Raw genomic sequence first — 24,683 nt, 5'->3', positions numbered from 1 at the left:
GTTTGCGGGGTCCGTTAAACGGAGTCCGTTACTCGCCCTTGGCCTTCGCGATGATCTCCTCGGCGACGTTCCGGGGAACCTCGGCGTAGGAGTCGAACTGCATCGAGTAGCTTGCGCGACCCGACGTCTTGCTGCGGAGGTCGCCGACGTACCCGAACATCTCCGACAGGGGCACGAGGCCCTTGACGACGCGGGCACCCGCACGCTCCTCCATGGCCTGGATCTGGCCACGGCGGGAGTTGATGTCGCCGATGACCTCACCCATGTAGTCCTCGGGCGTGGTGACCTCGACGGCCATCATCGGCTCCAGGAGCACGGGCGAAGCCTTGCGCGCGGCCTCCTTGAAGGCCTGCGAACCGGCGATCTTGAAGGCGAGCTCGGAGGAGTCGACCTCGTGGTAGCCACCGTCGATGAGCGTGACGCGGACGCCCGTCATCTCGTAGCCGGCCAGGATGCCGAACTGCATGGCCTCCTGCGCACCGGCGTCCACCGAAGGGATGTACTCCTTCGGGATGCGGCCACCGGTGACCTTGTTCACGAACTCGTACGAGGCGTCGCCGCCCTCGATCGGCTCGATCGCGATCTGCACCTTGGCGAACTGACCGGTACCACCGGTCTGCTTCTTGTGGGTGTAGTCCACGCGCTCGACGGTCTTGCGGATCGTCTCACGGTAGGCGACCTGCGGCTTGCCGACGTTGGCCTCGACCTTGAACTCGCGCTTCATCCGGTCGACCAGCACCTCGAGGTGAAGCTCGCCCATACCGCCGATGACGGTCTGGCCGGTCTCCTCGTTGGTGTGCACCTGGAAGGAGGGGTCCTCCTCCGCGAGACGCTGGATGGCGACACCCAGCTTCTCCTGGTCGCCCTTGGACTTGGGCTCGATCGCGACCTCGATGACCGGCGCCGGGAAGTCCATGGACTCCAGGATCACCGGGTTCTTGTCGTCGGACAGCGTCTCACCGGTGGTGGTCTGCTTCAGGCCCATGACGGCGACGATGTCGCCGGCGCCCACCGACTCGATCTCCTCACGCTTGTTGGCGTGCATGCGGTAGATCTTGCCGATGCGCTCCTTCTTGCCCTTGACGGAGTTCAGCACCGCGGTGCCGGACTCCAGGCGGCCCGAGTAGACCCGGACGAAGGTGAGCTTGCCGAGGTGCGGGTCGCTCATGATCTTGAACGCGAGCGCGGCCAGCGGCTCGTCCTCGGACGGCTTGCGCTTGACGACGACCTCGGGGTCCTTGACGTCGTGGCCCTCGATGGCCTCGACGTCGAGCGGGGTCGGCAGGTAGCGCACGACCGCGTCGAGCAGGGGCTGGACGCCCTTGTTCTTGAACGCGGTGCCGCAGAACACCGGGGTGACCGTGGTGTCGTCGGACTTGCCGGACGCGATGGTGATGCGACGGATCGCGGCGTACAGCTGCTCCTCGGTGGGCTCCTGGCCCTCCAGGAACAGCTCCATGATCTCTTCGTCGTTCTCCGCGACGGCCTCGACCAGCTTGCCGCGCCACTCCTCGGCGGCCTCGGTGTGCGTGGCCGGGATGTCGACGGTGTCGTACATCTCGCCCTTGGCCGCCTCGGCGGACCACACGAGCGCCTTCATGCGGACGAGGTCCACGACGCCCTGGAAGTCGGCCTCGGCACCGATCGGGAGCTGCATGACGAGCGGCTGGGCGCCCAGGCGGTCCGAGATCATCTCCACGCAGCGGTGGAACTCGGCGCCGGTACGGTCCAGCTTGTTGACGAAGCAGATACGCGGCACGCCGTAACGGTCGGCCTGACGCCACACCGTCTCGGACTGCGGCTCGACACCGGCGACACCGTCGAACACGGTCACGGCACCGTCGAGCACGCGCAGGGAACGCTCCACCTCGACGGTGAAGTCGACGTGCCCCGGGGTGTCGATGATGTTGATCGTGTAGTCGTTGTCCTCGAGCGGCCAGTGACAGGTGGTCGCAGCAGACGTGATCGTGATGCCACGCTCCTGCTCCTGCTCCATCCAGTCCATCGTGGCGGCGCCGTCGTGGACCTCACCGATCTTGTACGACACACCGGTGTAGAACAGGATCCGCTCGGTGGTGGTCGTCTTGCCCGCGTCGATGTGGGCCATGATCCCGATGTTGCGGACCTTGGCCAGGTCAAGTGAAGTGGTAGCCATAAGGCTTCAGTCTTCTCTCGGTCTCGATGTGGGTAGCGACTACCAGCGGTAGTGCGCGAAGGCCTTGTTGGACTCGGCCATCTTGTGCGTGTCCTCGCGCTTCTTCACAGCGGCACCCAGGCCGTTGGAGGCGTCGAGGAGCTCGTTGAGCAGACGCTCGGTCATGGTCTTCTCGCGACGGGCGCGGGAGTATCCGACCAGCCAGCGCAGGGCGAGCGTGTTCGCACGGCCCGGCTTGACCTCGATCGGGACCTGGTAGGTCGCACCACCGACACGGCGGGACTTGACCTCGAGGGTCGGCTTGATGTTCTCGAGAGCGCGCTTGAGCGTGATGACCGGGTCGTTGCCGGTCTTCTCGCGCAGGCCCTCCATGGCGCCGTAGACGATGCGCTCGGCGGTGGAGCGCTTGCCGTTCAGCAGCACCTTGTTGATCAGGGAGGTCACCAGAGGAGAACCGTAGACCGGGTCGATGATGACCGGGCGCTTCGGGGCGGGGCCCTTACGAGGCATTCTTACTTCTCCTTCTTGGCGCCGTAGCGGCTGCGGGCCTGCTTGCGGTTCTTGACACCCTGGGTGTCGAGGGAGCCGCGGATGATCTTGTAGCGAACACCCGGCAGGTCCTTCACACGGCCGCCGCGCACGAGCACGATGGAGTGCTCCTGCAGGTTGTGCCCCTCACCCGGAATGTAAGCGGTGACCTCGATCCCGCTGGTCAGACGCACACGCGCGACCTTACGCAGGGCCGAGTTCGGCTTCTTCGGGGTGGTCGTGAACACACGCGTGCAGACGCCACGGCGCTGAGGGGAACCCTCGAGTGCGGGCGTCTTGTTCTTCTCGACCTTGTCCTGCCGGCCCTTGCGGACCAGCTGCTGGATCGTAGGCACTACTTCTCCGGTTTCTGTGTGCCGAATGGTGAAGCTAACCTGGAACGTCGCCGACCCACGCGGTCGGGTGTGTCGAAGCCGCTAACCCCCGCCGCGAGGCGGAAGGAGACGCGATTTTCGGTGGTCGCACACGGCCCCGGTGCGGTCGTAGGCACGCACGAGGGCCAGGGCACACCCCAGGCACAAGGTCTGAGCGTACCTATCGCATTCGCTGCGGTCAAAACAAATGGGCGACACCGGCCTCCGCGCCCGTATGGCCCCGTATTGCCCCGGTCGGCAGAGTGACGCACCGGACGGTGCCGGCCCGGCCGCGCCGCCTCGGCACCGGCTCCCCGCGGGCCCGTACGCCCCTGTGCGGGCCCGGCACGCCCAAGGGCGGCCACCCCTGCTCGGGGTGACCGCCCTTCGGTCGTAGCGGCCTTCTCAGGCGACCCGCCTACTGGTTGTACGGACCGTAGTCGTAGTCCTCCAGCGGGACGGCCTGGCCGGAGCCCGTGCCGAACGGCGAGTAGTCGATGTCGTCGTAGCCGACGGCCGAGTACATCGCGGCCTTGGCCTCCTCGGTCGGCTCCACCCGGATGTTGCGGTAGCGGGACAGGCCCGTACCGGCCGGGATGAGCTTACCGATGATGACGTTCTCCTTGAGGCCGATGAGGCTGTCGGACTTGGCGTTGATCGCCGCGTCCGTCAGCACTCGGGTCGTCTCCTGGAAGGAGGCGGCCGACAGCCAGGACTCCGTCGCCAGCGAGGCCTTGGTGATACCCATCAGCTGCGGACGACCGGAGGCCGGGTGACCGCCCTCCTGGACCACACGACGGTTCTCGGTCTCGAACTTCGTCCGCTCGACCAGCTCGCCGGGCAGCAGCTCGGCGTCGCCGGACTCGATGATCGTCACGCGGCGCAGCATCTGCCGGATGATGATCTCGATGTGCTTGTCGTGGATCGACACGCCCTGCGAGTTGTAGACCTTCTGGACCTCGCCGACCAGGTGGACCTGGACGGCACGCTGACCCAGGATGCGCAGCACGTCGTGCGGGTTGGTGGCACCCACGGTGAGCTTCTGGCCCACCTCGACGTGGTCGCCCTCGCCCACCAGCAGACGGGCACGCTTCGAGATCGGGAACGCCGTCTCGTCGCTGCCGTCGTCCGGGGTGACGACGATCTTCTTCGTCTTCTCGGTCTCCTCGATCCGGACGCGGCCGGAGGCCTCGGAGATCGGGGCGACACCCTTCGGGGTACGGGCCTCGAAGAGCTCGACGACACGCGGCAGACCCTGCGTGATGTCGTCACCGGCCACACCACCGGTGTGGAAGGTACGCATCGTCAGCTGGGTGCCGGGCTCACCGATGGACTGGGCGGCGATGATGCCGACCGCCTCACCGATGTCGACCAGCTTGCCGGTGGCCAGCGAGCGGCCGTAGCACATGGCGCAGGTGCCGACCTGGGACTCGCAGGTCAGGATCGAGCGGGTCTTGACCTCCTCGACGCCGTGGGCGACCAGGGCGTCGATCAGGACATCACCGAGGTCGACGTTGGCCGGCGCGATCACCTTGCCGTCGATGACGACGTCCTCGGCGAGCATGCGGGCGTACACGCTGGTCTCGACGTCCTCGGCCTTGCGCAGCGTGCCGTCCGCGTCGCGCGTGGCGATCGGCAGCTTGAGACCGCGCTCGGTGCCGCAGTCCTCCTCGCGAATGATGACGTCCTGCGAGACGTCGACCAGACGACGCGTGAGGTAACCCGAGTCGGCGGTCCGCAGCGCGGTGTCCGCCAGACCCTTACGGGCACCGTGCGTGGAGATGAAGTACTCCAGCACGGACAGGCCCTCACGGAAGGAGGCCTTGATGGGACGCGGGATCGTCTCGTTCTTCGCGTTCGACACCAGACCACGCATACCGGCGATCTGACGCATCTGCATCATGTTGCCTCGTGCGCCCGAGTTCACCATCATGAAGATCGGGTTGGTCTTCGGGAAGTTGTCGTTCATCGCCTCGGCGACCTCGTTGGTCGCCTTGGTCCAGATCGCGATGAGCTCCTGCGTGCGCTCGTCCTTGGTGATCAGACCGCGCTCGTACTGCTTCTGGACCTTCTCGTCCTGCGCCTCGTAACCCTTGACGATCTCCTTCTTCGCCTCGGGAACGACGACGTCGGAGATGGCCACGGTGACGCCGGAACGGGTCGCCCAGAAGAAGCCGGCCGCCTTCAGGTTGTCGAGCGTCGCCGCCACGATGACCTTGGGGTAGCGCTCGGCGAGGTCGTTGACGATCTCGGAGAGCTGCTTCTTGCCGACCTCGTAGTCGACGAACGGGTAGTCCTCGGGCAGCAGCTCGTTGAAGAGCGCGCGGCCCAGCGTGGTCTTCAGGGTGAAGGTGTCACCCTGCTGCCACTCCGGCTCACCCTCCTCGCGGGCCGGGGGCTCCCAGCCGCGGGGCGGGATGGTGCCCACCGGGAAGCGGATGTCGACCTTCGACTGGAGCGACAGGTCGCCCGCGTCGAACGCCATGATCGCCTCGGCGGCGGAACCGAAGGCACGGTCCTCGCCCTTGAGGTCGCGGCCCTCGCCGTCGGTGGTGAGGAAGAACAGACCGAGGACCATGTCCTGGGTCGGCATCGTCACCGGACGGCCGTCGGCCGGCTTGAGGATGTTGTTCGAGGACAGCATCAGGATGCGGGCCTCGGCCTGCGCCTCCGCGGAGAGCGGCAGGTGGACGGCCATCTGGTCACCGTCGAAGTCCGCGTTGAACGCGGTGCAGACGAGCGGGTGGATCTGGATGGCCTTGCCCTCGACCAGCTGCGGCTCGAAGGCCTGGATGCCGAGGCGGTGCAGGGTGGGCGCACGGTTCAGCAGAACCGGGTGCTCCGCGATGACCTCTTCCAGCACGTCGTACACGACCGTGCGGCCGCGCTCGACCATGCGCTTGGCGCTCTTGATGTTCTGCGCGTGGTTCAGGTCGACCAGGCGCTTCATCACGAACGGCTTGAAGAGCTCCAGCGCCATCGCCTTCGGCAGACCGCACTGGTGCAGCTTCAGCTGCGGACCGACGACGATCACGGAACGCGCGGAGTAGTCCACGCGCTTGCCGAGCAGGTTCTGACGGAAACGGCCCTGCTTGCCCTTGAGCATGTCGCTCAGGGACTTCAGCGGGCGGTTGCCCGGACCGGTGACCGGGCGACCACGACGACCGTTGTCGAAGAGGGCGTCCACGGCCTCCTGGAGCATGCGCTTCTCGTTGTTCACGATGATCTCGGGCGCGCCGAGGTCGAGAAGCCGCTTCAGGCGGTTGTTGCGGTTGATGACACGGCGGTACAGGTCGTTCAGGTCGGAGGTCGCGAAGCGGCCACCGTCCAGCTGCACCATCGGACGCAGGTCCGGCGGGATGACCGGCACGCAGTCGAGCACCATGCCCTTGGGGCTGTTGCTGGTCTGCAGGAACGCGGAGACGACCTTGAGGCGCTTGAGCGCACGGGTCTTCTTCTGGCCCTTGCCGGTGCGGATGATCTCGCGGAGGCGCTCGGCCTCCTCGTCGAGGTCGAAGGACTCCAGGCGCTTCTGCAGCGCGGCGGCGCCCATCGAGCCGTCGAAGTAGGTGCCGAAGCGGTCGCGCAGCTCGCGGTAGAGCAGCTCGTCGCCCTCCAGGTCCTGGACCTTGAGGTTCTTGAACCGGTTCCACACCTCGTCGAGGCGGTCGATCTCGCGCTGCGCACGGTCGCGCAGCTGCTTCATCTCGCGCTCGGCGCCCTCGCGCACCTTGCGGCGCACGTCGGCCTTGGCGCCCTCGGCCTCCAGCTCGGCCAGGTCCGTCTCGAGCTTCTTGGCGCGGGCCTCCAGGTCGGAGTCGCGGCGCTGCTCGATCTGCTGGCGCTCGACGGAGACGTGGGCCTCCAGCGAGGGCAGGTCGCGCGTGCGGCGCTCCTCGTCCACGAAAGTGATCATGTACGCGGCGAAGTAGATGACCTTCTCGAGGTCCTTCGGCGCCAGGTCCAGCAGGTAGCCCAGGCGCGACGGGACGCCCTTGAAGTACCAGATGTGGGTGACGGGAGCGGCCAGCTCGATGTGGCCCATCCGCTCACGGCGCACCTTGGCGCGAGTGACCTCGACGCCGCAGCGCTCACAGATGATGCCCTTGAAGCGGACGCGCTTGTACTTGCCGCAGTAGCACTCCCAGTCCCGGGTCGGACCGAAGATCTTCTCGCAGAAGAGTCCGTCCTTCTCGGGCTTGAGGGTGCGGTAGTTGATGGTCTCGGGCTTCTTGACCTCGCCGTGGCTCCACTGACGGATGTCGTCAGCGGTGGCCAGACCGATCCGGAGCTCGTCGAAGAAGTTGACGTCGAGCACTATGCGTCAATCCCTCTCAGGGTTGTAAGTCTGTGGTCTGAAACGGGGGTCGCGGGATCGGCGGGGCCTCCGGGTGGGAGGCCCCGCCTGACTCCCGTCAGACCTCTTCGACGCTGCTCGGCTCGCGCCGTGACAGGTCGATGCCGAGCTCCTCCGCTGCGCGGAAGACGTCCTCGTCGGTGTCACGCATCTCGATGGACATGCCGTCCGAGGACAGCACCTCCACGTTGAGGCACAGGGACTGCATCTCCTTGATGAGCACCTTGAAGGACTCGGGGATGCCGGGCTCAGGGATGTTCTCGCCCTTGACGATGGCCTCGTAGACCTTCACGCGGCCGGTCACGTCGTCGGACTTGATCGTCAGCAGCTCCTGGAGGGCGTACGCGGCGCCGTAAGCCTCCAGCGCCCACACCTCCATCTCACCGAAGCGCTGGCCACCGAACTGGGCCTTACCACCCAGCGGCTGCTGGGTGATCATCGAGTACGGGCCGGTCGACCGGGCGTGCAGCTTGTCGTCGACCAGGTGGTGGAGCTTGAGGATGTACATGTAGCCGACCGAGATCGGCTCCGGGAACGGCTCACCGCTGCGGCCGTCGAACAGCCGCGCCTTGCCGGACGGGAGCACCATGCGCTCGCCGTCGCGGTTCGGGATGGTGTGCTGGAGCAGGCCGGCCAGCTCGTCCTCGCGCGCACCGTCGAAGACCGGGGTGGCGACGTTGGTGCCGGGCTCGACCTTGTCGGCGCCGATGGCCTGGAGGCGCTGCGCCCACTCCTCCGCGAGGCCGGAGACGTCCCAGCCGCGGCTGGCGAGCCAGCCGAGGTGGATCTCCAGGACCTGTCCCGGGTTCATTCGGGACGGGACACCCAGCGGGTTCAGGATGATGTCGACGGGCGTGCCGTCCTCCAGGAACGGCATGTCCTCGATCGGGTTGATCTTGGAGATGACGCCCTTGTTGCCGTGCCGGCCGGCGAGCTTGTCACCGTCGGTGATCTTGCGCTTCTGCGCGACGTAGACGCGGACCAGCTGGTTCACGCCCGGCGGCAGCTCGTCGCCCTCTTCGCGGTCGAAGACGCGGACGCCGATGACCTTGCCGATCTCGCCGTGCGGCACCTTCAGGGAGGTGTCGCGGACCTCGCGCGCCTTCTCACCGAAGATCGCGCGGAGCAGGCGCTCCTCCGGGGTCAGCTCGGTCTCGCCCTTGGGGGTGACCTTGCCGACCAGGATGTCGCCGGCGACGACCTCGGCACCGATGCGGATGATGCCGCGCTCGTCGAGGTCGGCGAGGACCTCCTCGGAGACGTTCGGGATGTCCCGGGTGATCTCCTCGGGGCCGAGCTTGGTGTCACGGGCGTCGACCTCGTGCTCCTCGATGTGGATCGAGGAGAGGACGTCGTCCTGCACGAGGCGCTGCGACAGGATGATCGCGTCCTCGTAGTTGTGACCCTCCCACGGCATGAACGCGACCAGCAGGTTCTTGCCGAGCGCCATCTCGCCGTTCTCGGTGGCCGGACCGTCGGCCAGGACCTGGCCCTCGATGACCCGGTCGCCCTCGGCGACGATGACCTTCTGGTTGACCGAGGTGCCCTGGTTGGACCGGGAGAACTTGGCCAGGCGGTACGTGATGTACGTGCCGTCGTCGTTGGTCGTGGTGATGTAGTCCGCGGAGACCTCCTGGACCACACCCGCCTTCTCGGCCTTGACCACGTCGCCGGCGTCGGCGGCGGAGCGGTACTCCATGCCGGTGCCGACGAGCGGGGACTCGCTCTTGATGAGGGGCACGGCCTGACGCATCATGTTCGCGCCCATGAGGGCACGGTTGGCGTCGTCGTGCTCCAGGAACGGGATCATCGCGGTCGCGACCGACACCATCTGGCGCGGCGAGACGTCCATGTAGTCGACGTCGTCACCGGGGACGTAGTCGACCTCGCCGCCACGACGGCGGACCAGGACGCGGGCCTCGGCGAACCGCATGTCGTCGTTGAGCGTGGCGTTGGCCTGCGCGATGACGAAGCGGTCCTCCTCGTCGGCGGTCAGGTAGTCGACCTCGTCGGTGACCTGGCCCTCGACGACCTTGCGGTACGGCGTCTCGATGAAGCCGAAGGGGTTGATGCGGCCGTACGAGGCGAGCGAGCCGATCAGACCGATGTTCGGGCCTTCGGGCGTCTCGATCGGGCACATGCGGCCGTAGTGCGACGGGTGCACGTCGCGGACCTCGAAGCCGGCCCGCTCACGGGAGAGACCACCCGGGCCGAGGGCGTTCAGACGACGCTTGTGCGTCAGCCCCGACAGCGGGTTGTTCTGGTCCATGAACTGGGACAGCTGGCTGGTGCCGAAGAACTCCTTGATGGAGGCGACGACCGGCCGGATGTTGATCAGGGTCTGCGGCGTGATCGCCTCGACGTCCTGGGTGGTCATGCGCTCGCGCACGACGCGCTCCATACGGGCGAGACCCGTACGGACCTGGTTCTGGATCAGCTCGCCGACGTTGCGGATGCGGCGGTTGCCGAAGTGGTCGATGTCGTCGGTCTCGACGACGATCTCCCGGCCCGACTCGCCAACCGTCTCGGTCTCACCGGCGTGCAGCTTCACCAGGTACTTGATGGTGGCGATGATGTCGTCGCTGGTGAGCACGCCGGCGTCCAGCGGCTCGTCGGCGCCGAGCTTCTTGTTCACCTTGTAGCGGCCGACCTTGGCGAGGTCGTAGCGCTTCGGGTTGAAGTAGAGGTTCTCGAGCAGCGTCTGCGCGGCCTCACGCGTGGGGGGCTCGCCCGGACGCAGCTTGCGGTAGATGTCGAGCAGCGCGTCGTCCTGGCCCTGGGTGTGGTCCTTCTCCAGGGTGGCGCGCATGGACTCGTACTCGCCGAACTCCTCCAGGATCTGCTCGGTGGTCCAGCCGAGGGCCTTGAGGAGGACGGTCACGGACTGCTTGCGCTTGCGGTCGATGCGCACACCGACCATGTCGCGCTTGTCGATCTCCATCTCCAGCCAGGCACCCCGGGACGGGATGATCTTGGCGGAGAAGATGTCCTTGTCGGACGTCTTGTCGATGGAGGAGTCGAAGTAGACGCCGGGCGAACGGACCAGCTGCGAGACCACGACACGCTCGGTGCCGTTGATGACGAAGGTGCCCTTGTTGGTCATGAGCGGGAAGTCGCCCATGAAGACCGTCTGGGACTTGATCTCGCCGGTCTCGTTGTTGGTGAACTCGGCGGTGACGAAGAGCGGCGCCGCGTACGTGAAGTCGCGGTCCTTGCACTCGTCGATGCTGTTCTTCGGGGGCTCGAAACGGTGGTCGCGGAACGTCAGCGACATCGACCCGGAGAAGTCCTCGATCGGGGAGATCTCCTCGAAGATCTCCTCCAGACCGGACTTGGTGGGGACGTCCTGACCGGACTCCAGAGCCGACTCGACGCGAGCCTTCCAGGCGTCGTTGCCGAGGAGCCAGTCGAAGCTCTCGGTTTGCAGCGCGAGAAGGTTCGGAACCTCGAGGGGCTCCTTGATCTTTGCAAAGGAGATGCGCAGCGGGGCGGTGCTGGCAGCGTTGTTCGTATTCGCGGTCGAGGCATTGCGCGAGGCGGCCAAGAGGGGGTCCTTCCGAGGGCTCGGACTCACTACGCGCGTACCGGCCCCTCTTCCGTGCACGAAGACAGGGGGTGCCTGATGTGGCTAAAGAGCCAGGTCGGGCATGCTCTGGTCGTCAGTGCTCGGGCGAGGGTAGACCCCTGGTGACGGGCAGGGGGCAGCTAACAGGCAGCGCAAAGGGTCAGTGTAGCCACTTGGCACACTGATGTCCAGTGCGGTTCTCGGGGACCGTGTTCACTCCTCGTTGTTCTCACCACCTGTGCGGCAAGGCCTCGCCCTCAACGCACCCAGATACTGCCCTCTTCGCCGTCGATCCATGCCTCGGATTCGGATCCTTGTGACGACGCCCTGAGAATTGCGCGCTGCGTGCGGTTCGTCAAGGCCCCCCTTGGCCCGAACCGGTGTCTCCAGCGGCTCTCAGGGCCCTGGAGACGGCACGACGAAGATCACCCTACTCTTCGCCGTCACGCGTGCAAGGCAGCCGCCGCCGGACCCCCGGTACGCCGAAGAGCGACCACCCGGATGGATGATCGCTCTTCGGTGCTACGGCGTTACAGACCCTGACGGATCCGTCGAGCCGGTGCGGTCTTACTTGACCTCGACGGAGGCGCCGGCGCCCTTGAGGGACTCGGCGGCCTTCTCGGCGGCGTCCTTGGCGACCTTCTCGAGGACGGGCTTCGGGGCGCCGTCCACGAGGTCCTTGGCCTCCTTCAGACCCAGGGAGGTCAGCTCGCGCACGACCTTGATGACCTGGATCTTCTTGTCGCCGGCACCGGTGAGGATGACGTCGAACTCGTCCTTCTCCTCAGCGGCCTCGGCACCACCGGCGGCGGCACCGCCACCGGCGACGACGACCGGGGCGGCCGCGGCGGCGGTGACGTCGAACTTCTCCTCGAAGGCCTTCACGAACTCGGAGAGCTCGATGAGGGTCATCTCCTCGAACTGGGCGAGCAGGTCGTCCTGGCTGAGCTTCGCCATGATGGCGGTCCTTCCACTAATTCGGCAGGTGCCGGATGTACGGGGTGAGGCGGGCGTACGTCGGCCCGCTGCGATCCGTGCCGCGCTCAGGCGGCCCGGATCAGAAAGCGAGCCGAGTTACTCGGCACCGCCCTGCTCGTCCTGCTTGGCACGGAGCGCGTCCACGGTGCGGACGAGCTTCGAGGGCAGCGCCTGGAAGACGGAGGCAGCCTGCGACTGCTTCGCCTTGAAGGCACCGGCCAGCTTGGAGAGCAGAACCTCGCGGGACTCGAGGTCCGCAAGCTTCTTGATCTCGTCGGCGGACATCGCCTTGCCGTCAAGGACACCGCCCTTGATGACGAGATTCGGGTTGTCCTTGGCGAAGTCGCGCAGACCCTTCGCCGACTCCACCGGGTCACCGGTGACGAAGGCGACGGCCGTCGGACCAGCGAAGAGCTGGTCGTCGAGCGTGATCCCGGCCTCGTTGGCCGCAATCTTGGTCAGCGTGTTCTTCACCACGGCGTACTGGGCGTTCTCACCGAGCGACCGGCGCAGCGTCTTGAGCTGCGCCACGGTGAGACCGCGGTACTCGGTCAGCACGGCGGCGTTCGAGCTGCGGAACTTGTCCGTCAGCTCGGCAACCGCGGCAGCCTTTTCGGGCGTCGCCATAGAGCCTCGGCCTCCTTCCGGGTGATTCGGACCGCGCGGACCCGAAGGAGGACTGGGGAAAACGAAACGCCCCGGCGCAGGCGCACGGGGCGTGGCTCGACCGATGTCACCTGCACGAGGCACGGACTCGGGAGCTCATCCACAGTCACCTGCGCGGGTCGTCCGCAGTTCAGCGGATCCTTCGGCCACCGTGTCCTCTCGCGAACACACGGCAACGACCAGCGGTCTTTGGCTTCTGTGGAAGCGTACGGGAACGGGGCACTGTCAAGCAAATCCGCCCTCGCGGCAACCCGGCGGGGCCGCGCGGTCACGTGTTCCCCCTGCTTCCGCGCGGCCGTCCGCTCGGTCTAGTTCCCCTGTGACGCCAGCAGTTCCTTGAAGTCGGCCGTGTCCTCGGCCGGCGGGCGTTCGGCGGGGACCGCGACGCCGTAGTCGCTGTAGTGGGCGGTCTGGGTCAGCTCACCGGTCTTCGTGCGCCCCCGCTCGACCTTCTTGACCAGCAGGTCCCGGTCGTCGACCCAGATGTCGACGCGCTGGGCGCTCTCCCCGCCCACCGTGCCGGACCAGTGGGTGGTGCGCCGTCCGCGCGTCGTCTCCTCGCCCACCTTGCGGACGTCCCCGGCGGTCAGCAGCAGCTTCACCGCCTGGTTGGGCGTGGTCTTGCGCATCTGGTCGGCGAACCCGGCGCCCGCGTCGCCGCCGAGTTCCTCCAGGTCCTCGTACACGTACCTGATCCAGTGCCGGCCGCCCACCCGTTCGGCGAACTCGTCGCCCACCTCGGCGTAGTAGGCGTCGGGCAGGTAGCGGGCCTCCATCGCGGTGGTGCCGAGGCGGCGCATGGTCTCGGCGGTCGTACCGCCCGTGTAGGTGATCGTCAGGGTGCCGGTGAGGCCGTCGCGCCAGCCGAGGACGCCCGCGGCCTCCAGGGACAGCTCGCGGCCCATCACGGTCGTGGACTCGACCCGCGCCGAACCCGCCCGTCCGGTCGCCCGCTCGACGGCCCGCAGGGCGTCCGCCGCCGGGCCGGCCGGCGCCGGGGCGCGGGAGGAGGCCGGGGCGGAGCCGGACGGCGGGGCGGCGGGCTCCTCCTCGGCGGTGCACGCGGTGGAGCACGCCAGCGCGGCCGACACCGCCAGCGAGACGACCGTACGGCGTGCCCTCGTGCCCGTCATCCGCCCACCCCTAGCGCCCCGTACGGCCCCTGCGCCCCGTGCGCGAGTCCGCTGCCCGCACGCTAACCCAGGGCGCCGGGAAAAGGGACGGGCCCCGCACCTCGGAAGGTGCGGGGCCCGTGAACCGGTGGGGCGAGCTGCTCGCTCAGACCGCGGCCGGGTCCTCCTCGACGAGGAGGTTGCGGGTGCGGTTGGAGTCGAGCGGGATGCCCGGGCCCATCGTGGTGCTGAGGGCGGCCTTCTTGATGTAGCGGCCCTTGGCGGCGGACGGCTTCAGACGGAGGATCTCCTCCAGCGCCGCGCCGTAGTTCTCCACCAGCTTGGTGTCGTCGAACGACGTCTTGCCGATGATGAAGTGCAGGTTCGAGTGCTTGTCGACGCGGAACTCGATCTTGCCACCCTTGATGTCGTTGACAGCCTTGGTGACGTCCGGGGTCACGGTGCCGGTCTTGGGGTTCGGCATGAGACCACGGGGACCGAGCACGCGGCCGAGGCGGCCGACCTTGCCCATGAGGTCCGGGGTGGCGACGACGGCGTCGAAGTCCAGACGGCCCTTCGACACCTCGTCGATCAGTTCGTCGGCGCCGACGATGTCGGCGCCCGCGGCACGCGCGGCCTCGGCACGGTCACCGGTCGCGAAGACCAGGACCCGGGCGGTCTTACCGGTGCCGTGCGGGAGGTTCACGGTGCCACGGACCATCTGGTCGGCCTTGCGCGGGTCGACACCCAGACGGAAGGCGACCTCGACGGTGCCGTCGAACTTGGACGTGGAGGTCTCCTTGGCGAGACGGACGGCCTCGAGCGGGGCGTAGAGCTTGTCCCGGTCGATCTTGGCGTCCGCAGCGCGGAGAGACTTGCTGCGCTTGCTCACTACTGCTCCTGTGGCTTCTTAGGAGTTGTGGTTAGGGCCGAGCAGGCCCCGCCACTTCTGCTGCTGGAAGGTGGGGTTCAGCCCTCGACCGTGACGCCCATGGAACGGGCGGTACCGGCGATGATCTTCTCCGCCTGGTCCAGGTCGTTGGCGTTGAGGTCGGGCATCTTGGTGGTGGCGATCTCACGGACCTGGTCGCGCGTGATCTTCGCGACCTTGGTCTTGTGCGGCTCGCCGGAGCCCTTCTCCACGCCCGCGGCCTTGAGGATCATCTTGGCGGCCGGCGGCGTCTTGGTGATGAAGGTGAAGGAGCGGTCCTCGTAGACCGTGATCTCCACCGGGATCACCCAGCCGCGCTGCGACTCGGTCGCGGCGTTGTAGGCCTTGCAGAACTCCATGATGTTGACGCCGTGCTGACCCAGCGCGGGGCCGACCGGCGGGGCCGGGTTCGCGGCACCGGCCTGGATCTGGAGCTTGATGAGCCCCGTGACCTTCTTCTTCTTGGGAGGCATAGCTCTCCGGGTCCTTTCGGTTCGGGTCCTGCCTGGGTTCGGGAGCTACCCGGACACAGGCATACCGCACAACGATAACGGGTATAGATGCGCGGCCAAAAACCGAGCAGGTCAGACGACGCGTGAGCATCGCCTGACCTGGTCGGAAGCAGTACGTCCAGAGAGGTACCGGTGCGGTACTAGTTCTTCTGGATCTGGTCGAAGCTCAGCTCGACCGGGGTCTCGCGGCCGAAGATCTCGACGAGGCCCTTGACCTTCTTCGAGTCGGCGTTGATCTCGTTGATCGTGGCCTGCAGCGTCGCGAACGGGCCGTCGGTGACGGTGACCGAGTCGCCGACCTCGAAGTCCAGCACCTGGACCTCGACCTTGCGCTGCGGAGCCGGCTTGCCCTCGGCCTCGGCGGCCTCGCGGGCTGCCTTCTCCTCGGCCTCCGGGGCGAGCATCTTGACGATCTCGTCCAGGGTCAGCGGGTACGGGTCGTAGGCGTTGCCCACGAAGCCGGTGACACCGGGGGTGTTGCGGACGACGCCCCAGGACTCGTTGGTCAGGTCCATGCGGACCAGGACGTAACCCGGCAGCTTGTTCTGGCGGATCGTCTTGCGGTCGCCGTTCTTGATCTGGACGACCTCTTCCTGCGGCACCTCGGCCTGGAAGATGTAGTCCTCGACGTTGAGCGAGACGGCGCGCTGCTCGAGGTTGGTCTTCACGCGGTTCTCGTAACCGGCGTAGGTGTGGATGACGTACCACTCGCCGGGCAGGACGCGCAGCTCCTGGCGGAGCTTCTCGACCGGGTCGACGTCGGGCTCCTCGGCCTCTTCCTCGACCTCGGCGGTCTCTTCCTCGGCCTCGGCGGTCTCGGCGTCGACCTCAGCGGTCTCGGCGTCGGCCGCCTCGGCGGCCTCGTCCGACTCCGCCTCGTCCGCGTCGTCCGACTCTTCCGCCTCCGCGACGACGGCGTCGTCGGCAGCCTCGGCCTCGACGGAGGCCTCGGTGTCCTCGTTGTCGGCGCCCTCGACGGTGCCGGGCTCGTCCTCGACGGACTCGACCGGCTCGATGGCGTCGTTCACGTTCGGGTCAGACACTGTGGCTGCTTCTTCCTGGATACATAGGGGTGGAACACGCGAAAGGGGCGCCGGGTACCTCGGCGCCCTTCGCTCTCGACTCAGCCGAAGACGTACTTGGCGGCGTGAGAGAAGCCATAGTCAATCAGAGTCACCAGGCCGATCATGATGACCACGAAGATGATCACCACGGTGGTGTACGTCGTCAGCTGGTTGCGACTCGGCCAGACGACCTTGCGCAGCTCCGCGATGATCTGGCGGTAGAAGAGCGCGAGCCGCTTCAGCGGGCCCTTCTTGCCTCGCTTGCCGCCCTTGCGGGACTTCTTCTGGGAGTCCGGCGCCTCGTCCTGGGCATCAGGCATGTCGATGGAGCCCACGGCGTCCGTCACTCGTCCTCACCTGATTCCGGGTCGTGGCCGTGCCGCGCCCGGTTGGAGCCGCACGGCGGTGCATTGCTGTACGTACATGCGCACACATCCTGGCGATGGTGTGTGTAGCAGGGCCGGAGGGACTTGAACCCCCAACCGCTGGTTTTGGAGACCAGTGCTCTACCAATTGAGCTACGACCCTTTGTTCGTCCCCCAACGTACCGCATCCGCCCAAGTGCTTGGTGTGCACCGGGTGACCGCGGGCCGCTGAAGGCCAACGAGGTGAGAGTGTACGTGCTCACGGGCCGGGCGTCGAACAGAAAGGACGCCCGGACTGATGTTCAGGGCGTGCACCGGACTGGCGTTCAGGTCCTGGACCGGTCCGGTTCAGTCCGTGAAACCCCTGTGCCCGGGAAGTTTCCGGTCTGGAACGATGGGGTCATGAGCGCTGCAACCCCTCCCACCGAGCGCCGGGTCTCCGCCCGAGTCGGCGCGATCTCCGAGTCCGCGACCCTCGCCGTGGACGCCAAGGCGAAGGCCCTCAAGGCCGCCGGGCGTCCCGTGATCGGCTTCGGCGCGGGTGAGCCCGACTTCCCGACGCCGGACTACATCGTCGAGGCCGCCGTCGAGGCGTGCAAGAACCCGAAGTTCCACCGCTACACGCCGGCCGGCGGGCTGCCCGAGCTGAAGGCCGCCATCGCCGCGAAGACGCTGCGCGACTCGGGCTACGAGGTCGACCCGTCGCAGATCCTCGTCACCAACGGCGGCAAGCAGGCCATCTACGAGGCGTTCGCCGCGATCCTCGACCCGGGCGACGAGGTCATCGTCCCGGCGCCGTACTGGACCACATACCCGGAGTCGATCCGGCTGGCCGGCGGTGTGCCCGTCGACGTGGTCGCCGACGAGTCGACCGGCTACCGGGTGACGGTGGAGCAGCTGGAGGCCGCGCGCACCGAGAAGACCAAGGTCGTCCTCTTCGTGTCGCCGTCGAACCCGACGGGCGCGGTGTACAGCGAGGCCGAGACCGAGGCGATCGGCCAGTGGGCCGTGGAGCACGGTCTGTGGGTGCTGACGGACGAGATCTACGAGCACCTGGTCTACGGCGACGCCGTCTCGGTGTCCCTGCCGGCGCTGCTGCCCGAGCTGCGGGACAAGTGCGTCGTGGTCAACGGCGTGGCGAAGACATACGCGATGACCGGCTGGCGGGTCGGGTGGGTCATCGGCCCGAAGGACGTCGTCAAGGCCGCGACGAACCTCCAGTCGCACGCCACGTCCAACGTGTCCAACGTGTCCCAGGCGGCGGCGCTGGCCGCGGTCTCCGGCGACCTGGACGCCGTGGCGAAGATGCGGGAGGCGTTCGACCGGCGCCGCCGGACCATCGTGCGGATGCTCAACGAGATCGACGGCGTGCTGTGCCCGGAGCCCGAGGGCGCGTTCTACGCCTACCCGTCGGTGAAGGAGCTGCTCGGCAAGGAGATCCGCGGCAAGCGTCCGCAGGACACGGTCGAGCTGGCCGCGCTGATCCTGGAGGAGGCCGAGGTCGCGGTGGTGCCGGGTGAGGCGTTCGGCACGCCCGGTTACCTGCGGCTGTCGTACGCGCTCGGGGACGAGGACCTCGTCGAGGGCGTGAGCCGGATCCAGAAGCTGCTGGCGGAGGCACAGGACTGACCGCCGCGTCCGCCTGCGGGGCCGCCTCTCGACGTCGAGGGGTGGCCCCGTTTGTTTGTGCGAGCAAGACCACGTCCGGGGAAAGTGCTGTTCCGCCGGGCGTGTCGTACGGCAGGATCACGGAATGGAGCGTGTACGTGATCTATCTGCCCTGCCGAAGGCCCATCTCCACCTGCACTTCACCGGGTCGATGCGGCCCACCACCCTGCTGGAACTGGCCGACAAGCACGGCGTGCGGCTGCCCGAGACGCTGACCGAGGCGCTGGGCCGGGGGGAGTCGCCGAAGCTGCGGGCGACGGACGAGCGGGGCTGGTTCCGCTTCCAGCGGCTGTACGACGCCGCGCGGTCGTGCCTCCAGGAGCCGGAGGACATCCAGCGGCTGGTCAGGGAAGCCGCCGAGGAGGACCTGCGGGACGGCTCGCGGTGGCTGGAGATCCAGGTCGACCCGACGTCGTACGCGCCGCGGCTCGGCGGGCTGATCCCGGCCCTCGAGATCATCCTCGACGCGGTGGAGACGACCGTGCGGGACACCGGGATCGGGATGCGGGTGCTGGTCGCCGCGAACCGGATGAAGCACCCGCTGGACGCGCGGACGCTGGCGCGCCTCGCGGTGCGGTACGCGGAGCGGGGCGTGGTCGGCTTCGGGCTGTCGAACGACGAACGGCGCGGGATGGCCAGGGACTTCGACCGGGCGTTCGCGATCGCCCGGGAGGGGGGCCTGCTCTCCGCGCCGCACGGGGGCGAGCTGACCGGCCCCGCGTCGGTGCGGGACTGCCTGGACGACCTGGAGGCCGACCGCATCGGGCACGGCGTGCGGGCGGCCGAGGACGCTCGGCTGCTGAAGCGGCTGGCGGACCGGCAGGTGACCTGCGAGGTGTGCCCGGCGTCGAACGTGGCGCTGGGCGTGTACGAGAAGCCGGAGGACGTGCCGCTGCGGAGGCTGTTCGAGGCCGGGGTGCCGATGGCGCTGGGCGCGGACGATCCGCTGCTGTTCGGGGCGCGGCTGGCCGCGCAGTACGAGATCGCGCGCGAGCACCACGGGTTCACGGACGCGGAGCTGGCGGAGCTGGCGCGGCAGTCGGTGCGCGGCTCGGCGGCACCCGAGGACGTGAAGCAGGGACTGCTGGCGGGCGTCGACGCCTGGCTCAGCGCCCCGGCCGTCTGAAGTGGGCGTACGGCGGATACGGCTTGAAGGCGATCACGATCTCGGGATGCCGCCGCAGGCCCGGGTCGGGGGCCAGTTCGCCGCTCAGGCAGGTCACGAACGCCGCTCGGCCCTCGGCGGCGCACGGGTGCCGGGGTCCCCGGCCGGCCGCCAGGGCGAAGGCGGTCGCGGCGGAGGCGAAGGCGCTCCGGCCGCCGATCAGGAAGTACGTGCACGCGTGTGTGGTGTGCCGCAGGGTCGTGGCGGCGTACGGGCGGTCGAGGCGGGCGCGGGCGGTGCGGGCCTCGTCGGTCCGGACGGTGAGCGGTGTGCCGCGTCCCAGCCTGCGGCGCAGCTCGGGCCATCCGCCGGGCCTCAGGCCGGCCTCCGGGTGCGCCAGCACCAGGTCGACCGGCTCGCCCCGCCCCTCGTCGGGCGGTACGCCGTCGCGCAGCGGGACGTGCACGATCGTGTGGCGTGAGCAGGCGGCGAAGGAGAACAGTCCGGCGAGCCGGTTCAGCCCGTCGTGGTCGCCGATGAGCACGCCGTACGTGTCCTCCGGGTCGCGGAGCGAGGTGTGGCGCAGGGGGGTGCGCGGCTGGACGACACGGTGGGTCCGCGGGCCCGTTCGGGGGCGGAACTCGGTGAGTCTCAGCCGCATGGGGGACGCCTCATGGTCCGAGCGTGCCGGTCAGGAGGGGCCGTCCGCAACGGAGATCGCGGCCAGCAGCGTGGTGACGAGCCGGCGCGCGAACGCGTCCGCCGGTGGCCGGTCGCCGTCCGGAGCGGCGTCGTAGGCGAAGGCGCGCTGCGCGCAGGCGCCCAGGAGGAGCGAGGCGGCGGCGAACGTGTCGGCGTCGGCGCGGATCCGACCTGCGTCCCGTTCGGCGCGGAGGTAGGCGTCCAGGTCCTGGATCGGCACGTGCGGCCCCCTTCCCAGCTGCCGCAGCACGTCGTCGTGCCGCCGCTTGAGCTGCGTCTCCGCGTAGAGGGAGGCGGCGATCGGGAAGCTCTGCTCGTAGAACAGGGTGGCCTCGCGGGCGATGTCGGTGAGGTTGTCGCGCAGGGTGCCGCGGGCGGGATCGGCGGCGAGGGAGCCGAGCAGGGGCGTGAGCCGGGGCAGCCGCTCGGCGAGGACCTGGATGAACAGCTCCTCCTTGCCGGCGAAGTGCTTGTAGAGCGCGGCCTCGGAGCAGCCGGCCGCCTTGGCGATCTCCTTGGTGGTGGCGCGGGCGAGGCCGACGCTGAGCATCAGCTCGTGCGCGGCGTCCAGGATGCGCTCGCGGGTCGGCGTACCGGACGGCATGGCGGCTCCCAGCAGGCTTGACGAATGGGTGAGTACTTACTCACCCTAGAGGAAGCCGGGGTGAGTGAGTACTCACCCACCGAAGTGTGGTAGCGGAACGGAGTACGTCATGAGACTGACGGTTTTCGGGGCCACGGGTGGGATCGGACGGGAAGTGGTCCGGCAGGCGCTGGACGCGGGGCACCAGGTCACGGCGGTCGTCCGGGACCCCGCGCGGCTGCCGGTCACCGGCGAGGGCCTGGAGGTGTTCCGCGCCGACCTGAGTGATCCGGCGGCGGTCCGGCCCACGGTGGCCGGCCGGGACGCCGTGCTGTCCGGGCTCGGCGCGCGCAGCCGGAAGGACGCCGGCATCGCCACCCGGCTGACGCGCACGGTGCTCGGCGCCGTGGAGGCGGAGGGGGTGCGCAGGCTGCTGGTGGTGAGCGCCGCTCCGGTCGGGCCGCAGCCGGAGGGCGCGGGTCTCCTGGAGCGCGGGGTGCTCGGCGCCGTGTCGCTGGCCCTGAGGGACGTCTACGCCGATCTGCGGGAGATGGAGGCCGAGGTGGCCGGCAGCGCCACGGACTGGACGGTCGTACGTCCGCCGCGCCTGCAGGACAAGCCCGTCACCGGCCGGTACCGCACGGTGGTGGGCGGCTTCCCCGGCAAGGGCCGTCTCATCGGGCGGGCCGACGTGGCCCACGCGATGCTGGCCCTGGTCGCGGACCCGGCCGCGCTGAAGCAGGGGGTGGGCGTGGCCTACTGACACCCCGGGCCGCCGCGGCGCGGCCCCCAGAGGCCGAGGCGTCCCCAGAGGCCGACGCGTCCCCAGAGGCCGACGCGTCCATAGAGTCTGACGCGCCCCCTGAGGCCGACGCGTCCCTAGAGGCTGACGCCCACCGTCACCGGCTCGTTGACCAGCGTGACGCCGAAGACCTCGTGCACACCGGCGACGACCTCACGGGCCAGGGCGAGCAGATCCTCCGTCGTCGCCTCACCGCGGTTGGTGAGGGCGAGCGTGTGCTTGGTGGAGATGCGCGCCGGGCCGGAGCCGTACCCCTTGGTGAAGCCGGCCTTGTCGATCAGCCAGGCCGCGGACGTCTTGACCCGCCCCTCCCCCGCCGGGAACGCGGGCGGCTCGATCCCGCTCCCGAGCCGCTCGTCCACCCGGGCACGGAAGGCCGCGAACTCCTCGTCGGTGAGGATCGGGTTGGTGAAGAACGACCCGGCCGACCAGGTGTCGTGGTCCTCGGGGTCCAGCACCATGCCCTTCCCGGCGCGCAGCTTCAGCACCGTCTCGCGGGCGGCGGCCAGCGGCACCCGGCCGCCGGGTTCGACCCCGAGGGCACGGGCCGTCTCGGCGTAGCGCAGCGGCGCGGAGAGCCCGCCGGCGTCCTCCAGCTCGAAGCGGACGCGCAGGACGACGTACCGGTCGGGTTCGGCCTTGAAGCGGCTGTGGCGGTAGGCGAAGGCGCAGTCGGCGTTGGCGAGGGCGACCGTCTCGCGGTTCCTGCGGTCGTACGCGATCACTTCGGTGATCGTGGCGGAGACCTCCTGGCCGTACGCCCCCACGTTCTGGATGGGGGTGGCGCCCGCCGAGCCGGGGATGCCGGCCAGGCACTCGACACCGGCGAGCCCGGCCTCGACGGTCCGGGCGACGGCGTCGGTCCACACCTCGCCGGCCGCGAGTTCCAGCGTCGTGCCGTCGAGGCGGACGCCGCGGGTGGCGATGCGCAGGGCCGTGCCGTCGAAGCCCTTGTCGCCGATGACCAGGTTGGATCCGCCGCCGACGAGCAGCAGGGGGGTGCCGGTGTCGTCGGCCTCGCGGACGGCGGCGATCACCTCCTCGTCGGTGGTCGCCGTGATCAGCCGGGTCGCGGGGCCGCCCAGCCGGAAGGTGGTCAGCGGGGCGAGGGGGGCGTCGTGGAGTACCTGCACGCGCCCAAGACTACGAGACGGGGCGGGGCCGGCGGCCCGGGGCGGCGGGGAACGCCGGAACGCCGGAACGCCCCGGCCGGTCGGCCGGGGCGTCGCCGGGCGGATCGGCCGGTCCGTGCCCGGGCGGCATCGTCGGCGGGTGCCCGGGGGTGCCCGCGCACCTCACGTCAGGCGCCTGCGCACCTCCGCCCAGCTCACCGGGAGATCGTCGCTCGACGCCGGCCAGGAGGCGAACTTCGAGTCCCGCATCTGCGCCGACAACCCCTGGGAGGCCGGCGCGTGGGCGCCGGAGCGGGCAAAGGTCTTGAGGGCCTCGGGCGACTCCCAGGCGGACAGCGTCCAGAAGGTCCGCTTGAACGGTTCCGCCTTCAGCGAGGCGCCGTACGCGCCGGGCGCGCTCCCGACCTGCCGCCACACGCCCGGCGTGCGCGCCAGGAACTTCATCGCTCCCCACAGGGTCCGGGTCTCGAAGCGCGAGGCGAAGACGTGGACCTCGGTGGCCCGGGGCGGCCGGTTCGCCGCGGTCCAGGGAAGGGTGGGCATGCCGTGCTCCTCTCGTGTCCGTGGGCGTTCCGTGTCGTGCGGGTCAGCGTGCCCTCGCCGGCGCCGGGCCGGCGAGGGCGGGTCCGGCCGCCTCGGCCGGCTCCCTCGACGGTGCGGCCGAGAGTGCCTGTCCCCCGCTGCCGCTCCCGCGGCGGGCCGGGAGCAGCAGGGCCGCGACGCCACCGAGGGCCACCACCGCGGCGCCCACCGCGACCGCGGGCCGCAGTCCGTCCACGAAGGTCTGCGCGGACCCGTAGCCGCCCTGCGCCGCGAAGATCGACGACATGACCGCGATCCCGAGCGCGCCGCCCACCTCGCGCAGCGCGTTGTTGGCGCCGGAGGCGATGCCCTGTTCCTTCGCAGCGACGCTGGACATCACCAGCGCGGAGGCGGGGGCGAAGTAGAGGGCCATGCCGATCCCGCTGATGATCAGGCCGGGCAGCTGGACCGCGTAGGAGGCGTCGGCCGTGATCACGGAGGCCAGGTAACCGAGGCCGGCCGCCTGGAGGAAGAGCCCGGCCGCGACGACCGGGCGGCCCCCGACCCGGTCCGAGAGGATGCCGGCGATCGGTGCGACCAGCATCGGCATACCGGTCCAGGGCAGCATGCGCAGGCCCGCCTCGGTGGGCGAGTAGCCGAGCACGTTCTGCATGTACTGGCTGAGCAGGAAGATCGAGCCGAACATGCCCAGGAACATCAGCAGGCTCGCCGCGTTGATGCCGGCGAAGGCCCGGGAGCGGAACAGCCGCATGGGCAGCATGGGGTTCTTGGCGCGGGTGCTGTAGAGGACGAAGCCGACGAGCAGCGCGGCCCCGGCGAACAGGGCGGTCAGCACCACGGTGCCGGTCCAGCCGTCGACGGGCCCGCGGACCAGGCCGTAGACGACGCCGAAGAGTCCGCCGCTGGCGAGCAGGGTGCCGGGCACGTCGAGCGGGGCGCCGGTGCCGTGCGACTCGGCGAGGCGGAGGCGGGCCAGGGGCAGCAGGGCCACCCCGAGCGGAACGTTCAGCCAGAAGATCCACTGCCACGAGACGTGCTCGGTGAGGCTGCCGCCGACCAGCGGCCCGGAGGCCACGGCGAGCCCGTTGACGGCGCCCCAGATCCCGTACGCCATCCCACGGCGTTCGGCGGGTACGGCGGCCGTGAGCAGGGTCAGCGTCAGCGGCATCATGATCGCCGCGCCGACGCCCTGCACCGCGCGGGCGGCGATCAGCGAGTCGATGCCGGGTGCCATGGCCGCGGCGGCGGAGGCCGCGGTGAAGACGGTGAGGCCGACGAGGAAGAGCCTGCGGCGGCCGAAGCGGTCACCGAGGGCGGCGCCGAACATCAGGAGGACGGCGAAGGTGAGCGTGTAGGCGCTCACGGTCCATTCCAGGTCGTGCAGCGCGCCGCCCAGGTCCTGGCGGATGGAGGGCAGGGCGGTGGTGACGACGAGGTTGTCCAGGGCCGCCATGAAACCGGCGACGCCGGTGATGACGAGGGCCCAGGCGGCGCCCCCGCGACGTGCGTTCTGCTGTGACATCTCTCCCCCAGAGTGATG

At 69.1% G+C, this 24,683-nt stretch carries 20 protein-coding genes and 1 tRNA gene; 3 read left to right on the top strand and 18 right to left on the bottom strand.

Annotated elements, in window-relative coordinates; translation table 11 throughout:
- Positions 1-28: 28 nt before the first annotated feature.
- The 13 genes from fusA to EV562_RS17025 all read right to left on the bottom strand — a co-directional run bounded on the left by fusA (position 29) and on the right by EV562_RS17025 (position 16,770).
- Positions 29-2,155: an elongation factor G gene (fusA, locus tag EV562_RS17090; protein ID WP_133887669.1), complete on the bottom strand. Its 2,127-nt coding sequence runs from the start codon at positions 2,153-2,155 to the stop codon at positions 29-31.
- 39 nt (positions 2,156-2,194) lie between these two features.
- A complete protein-coding gene (gene rpsG / locus EV562_RS17085; protein WP_003974303.1) occupies positions 2,195-2,665 on the bottom strand; it encodes a 30S ribosomal protein S7 in 471 nt (156 codons plus the stop codon).
- Positions 2,666-2,667: 2 nt separating this feature from the next.
- Positions 2,668-3,039: a 30S ribosomal protein S12 gene (gene rpsL, locus EV562_RS17080; RefSeq protein WP_003948652.1), complete on the bottom strand. Its 372-nt coding sequence runs from the start codon at positions 3,037-3,039 to the stop codon at positions 2,668-2,670.
- A gap of 436 nt (positions 3,040-3,475) precedes the next feature.
- The gene (locus tag EV562_RS17075; RefSeq protein ID WP_133887668.1) at positions 3,476-7,375 is read right to left on the bottom strand and encodes a DNA-directed RNA polymerase subunit beta'; all 3,900 of its coding nucleotides are present in this window, start codon (positions 7,373-7,375) and stop codon (positions 3,476-3,478) included.
- A gap of 97 nt (positions 7,376-7,472) precedes the next feature.
- Positions 7,473-10,958 (bottom strand): DNA-directed RNA polymerase subunit beta, encoded by a 3,486-nt coding sequence (gene rpoB, locus EV562_RS17070; protein ID WP_133887667.1) that lies wholly within the window; start codon positions 10,956-10,958, stop codon positions 7,473-7,475.
- Positions 10,959-11,546: 588 nt separating this feature from the next.
- Positions 11,547-11,936, bottom strand: coding sequence for a 50S ribosomal protein L7/L12 (rplL, locus tag EV562_RS17060; protein ID WP_115743686.1), 390 nt, complete (start codon positions 11,934-11,936; stop codon positions 11,547-11,549).
- Between the two features lie 117 nt (positions 11,937-12,053).
- Complete coding sequence (gene rplJ / locus EV562_RS17055; RefSeq protein WP_052839547.1) at positions 12,054-12,584, bottom strand: 50S ribosomal protein L10; 531 nt, start codon at positions 12,582-12,584, stop codon at positions 12,054-12,056.
- A 347-nt stretch (positions 12,585-12,931) separates the two neighbouring features.
- Positions 12,932-13,756 (bottom strand): hypothetical protein, encoded by an 825-nt coding sequence (locus tag EV562_RS17050; RefSeq protein ID WP_133887666.1) that lies wholly within the window; start codon positions 13,754-13,756, stop codon positions 12,932-12,934.
- A 145-nt stretch (positions 13,757-13,901) separates the two neighbouring features.
- Entirely contained in the window at positions 13,902-14,627 is a 726-nt protein-coding gene (gene rplA, locus EV562_RS17045) for a 50S ribosomal protein L1 (protein WP_133887665.1), read from the bottom strand.
- Between the two features lie 77 nt (positions 14,628-14,704).
- Complete coding sequence (gene rplK, locus EV562_RS17040) at positions 14,705-15,139, bottom strand: 50S ribosomal protein L11 (protein WP_003974315.1); 435 nt, start codon at positions 15,137-15,139, stop codon at positions 14,705-14,707.
- A gap of 179 nt (positions 15,140-15,318) precedes the next feature.
- Positions 15,319-16,221, bottom strand: a complete 903-nt coding sequence (gene nusG / locus EV562_RS17035; RefSeq protein WP_133887664.1) for a transcription termination/antitermination protein NusG — start codon at positions 16,219-16,221, stop codon at positions 15,319-15,321.
- Positions 16,222-16,301: 80 nt separating this feature from the next.
- Positions 16,302-16,589: a preprotein translocase subunit SecE gene (gene secE, locus EV562_RS17030; protein ID WP_133887663.1), complete on the bottom strand. Its 288-nt coding sequence runs from the start codon at positions 16,587-16,589 to the stop codon at positions 16,302-16,304.
- 108 nt (positions 16,590-16,697) lie between these two features.
- Positions 16,698-16,770 (bottom strand) — tRNA-Trp (locus tag EV562_RS17025).
- A 239-nt stretch (positions 16,771-17,009) separates the two neighbouring features.
- On the opposite strand from EV562_RS17025, the gene EV562_RS17020 reads away from it, so the two are divergent.
- Positions 17,010-18,236, top strand: coding sequence for a pyridoxal phosphate-dependent aminotransferase (locus EV562_RS17020; RefSeq protein WP_133887662.1), 1,227 nt, complete (start codon positions 17,010-17,012; stop codon positions 18,234-18,236).
- A gap of 124 nt (positions 18,237-18,360) precedes the next feature.
- Positions 18,361-19,401, top strand: a complete 1,041-nt coding sequence (locus tag EV562_RS17015) for an adenosine deaminase (protein ID WP_133887661.1) — start codon at positions 18,361-18,363, stop codon at positions 19,399-19,401.
- On the opposite strand, the gene EV562_RS17010 is transcribed toward EV562_RS17015, so the two are convergent.
- Positions 19,382-20,041, bottom strand: a complete 660-nt coding sequence (locus EV562_RS17010) for a hypothetical protein (protein ID WP_133887660.1) — start codon at positions 20,039-20,041, stop codon at positions 19,382-19,384. The genes EV562_RS17015 and EV562_RS17010 overlap by 20 nt on opposite strands.
- A gap of 30 nt (positions 20,042-20,071) precedes the next feature.
- The gene (locus tag EV562_RS17005; protein ID WP_133887659.1) at positions 20,072-20,686 is read right to left on the bottom strand and encodes a TetR/AcrR family transcriptional regulator; all 615 of its coding nucleotides are present in this window, start codon (positions 20,684-20,686) and stop codon (positions 20,072-20,074) included.
- A gap of 109 nt (positions 20,687-20,795) precedes the next feature.
- On the opposite strand from EV562_RS17005, the gene EV562_RS17000 reads away from it, so the two are divergent.
- Positions 20,796-21,428: an NAD(P)H-binding protein gene (locus EV562_RS17000; protein ID WP_133887658.1), complete on the top strand. Its 633-nt coding sequence runs from the start codon at positions 20,796-20,798 to the stop codon at positions 21,426-21,428.
- A gap of 116 nt (positions 21,429-21,544) precedes the next feature.
- Here the strand turns inward: EV562_RS17000 and EV562_RS16995 are convergent, their stop codons facing one another.
- From EV562_RS16995 to EV562_RS16985, 3 genes are all read right to left on the bottom strand, one after another.
- Entirely contained in the window at positions 21,545-22,600 is a 1,056-nt protein-coding gene (locus EV562_RS16995) for a UDP-N-acetylmuramate dehydrogenase (protein WP_133887657.1), read from the bottom strand.
- Between the two features lie 162 nt (positions 22,601-22,762).
- The gene (locus EV562_RS16990) at positions 22,763-23,143 is read right to left on the bottom strand and encodes a DUF3291 domain-containing protein (protein WP_133887656.1); all 381 of its coding nucleotides are present in this window, start codon (positions 23,141-23,143) and stop codon (positions 22,763-22,765) included.
- Between the two features lie 43 nt (positions 23,144-23,186).
- A complete protein-coding gene (locus EV562_RS16985; protein ID WP_133887655.1) occupies positions 23,187-24,665 on the bottom strand; it encodes a DHA2 family efflux MFS transporter permease subunit in 1,479 nt (492 codons plus the stop codon).
- Positions 24,666-24,683 lie beyond the last annotated feature (18 nt).

Origin of the sequence: Streptomyces sp. BK208 (assembly GCF_004364245.1) — a bacterium.
GTDB lineage: Bacteria > Actinomycetota > Actinomycetes > Streptomycetales > Streptomycetaceae > Streptomyces.
This window is presented reverse-complemented; position numbering and strand designations above follow the sequence as displayed.

Coding starts and splice junctions, on each gene's coding strand:
- EV562_RS17005 (WP_133887659.1), bottom strand. CDS start 20,686: ATGCCGTCCGGTACGCCGACCCGCGAGCGCATCCTGGACGCCGCGCAC.
- rplJ (WP_052839547.1), bottom strand. CDS start 12,584: ATGGCGACGCCCGAAAAGGCTGCCGCGGTTGCCGAGCTGACGGACAAG.
- EV562_RS17050 (WP_133887666.1), bottom strand. CDS start 13,756: ATGACGGGCACGAGGGCACGCCGTACGGTCGTCTCGCTGGCGGTGTCG.
- rplK (WP_003974315.1), bottom strand. CDS start 15,139: ATGCCTCCCAAGAAGAAGAAGGTCACGGGGCTCATCAAGCTCCAGATC.
- EV562_RS17015 (WP_133887661.1), top strand. CDS start 18,361: ATGGAGCGTGTACGTGATCTATCTGCCCTGCCGAAGGCCCATCTCCAC.
- EV562_RS17020 (WP_133887662.1), top strand. CDS start 17,010: ATGAGCGCTGCAACCCCTCCCACCGAGCGCCGGGTCTCCGCCCGAGTC.
- EV562_RS17010 (WP_133887660.1), bottom strand. CDS start 20,041: ATGCGGCTGAGACTCACCGAGTTCCGCCCCCGAACGGGCCCGCGGACC.
- EV562_RS16990 (WP_133887656.1), bottom strand. CDS start 23,143: ATGCCCACCCTTCCCTGGACCGCGGCGAACCGGCCGCCCCGGGCCACC.
- rplL (WP_115743686.1), bottom strand. CDS start 11,936: ATGGCGAAGCTCAGCCAGGACGACCTGCTCGCCCAGTTCGAGGAGATG.
- EV562_RS17000 (WP_133887658.1), top strand. CDS start 20,796: ATGAGACTGACGGTTTTCGGGGCCACGGGTGGGATCGGACGGGAAGTG.
- fusA (WP_133887669.1), bottom strand. CDS start 2,155: ATGGCTACCACTTCACTTGACCTGGCCAAGGTCCGCAACATCGGGATC.
- rpsG (WP_003974303.1), bottom strand. CDS start 2,665: ATGCCTCGTAAGGGCCCCGCCCCGAAGCGCCCGGTCATCATCGACCCG.
- EV562_RS16985 (WP_133887655.1), bottom strand. CDS start 24,665: ATGTCACAGCAGAACGCACGTCGCGGGGGCGCCGCCTGGGCCCTCGTC.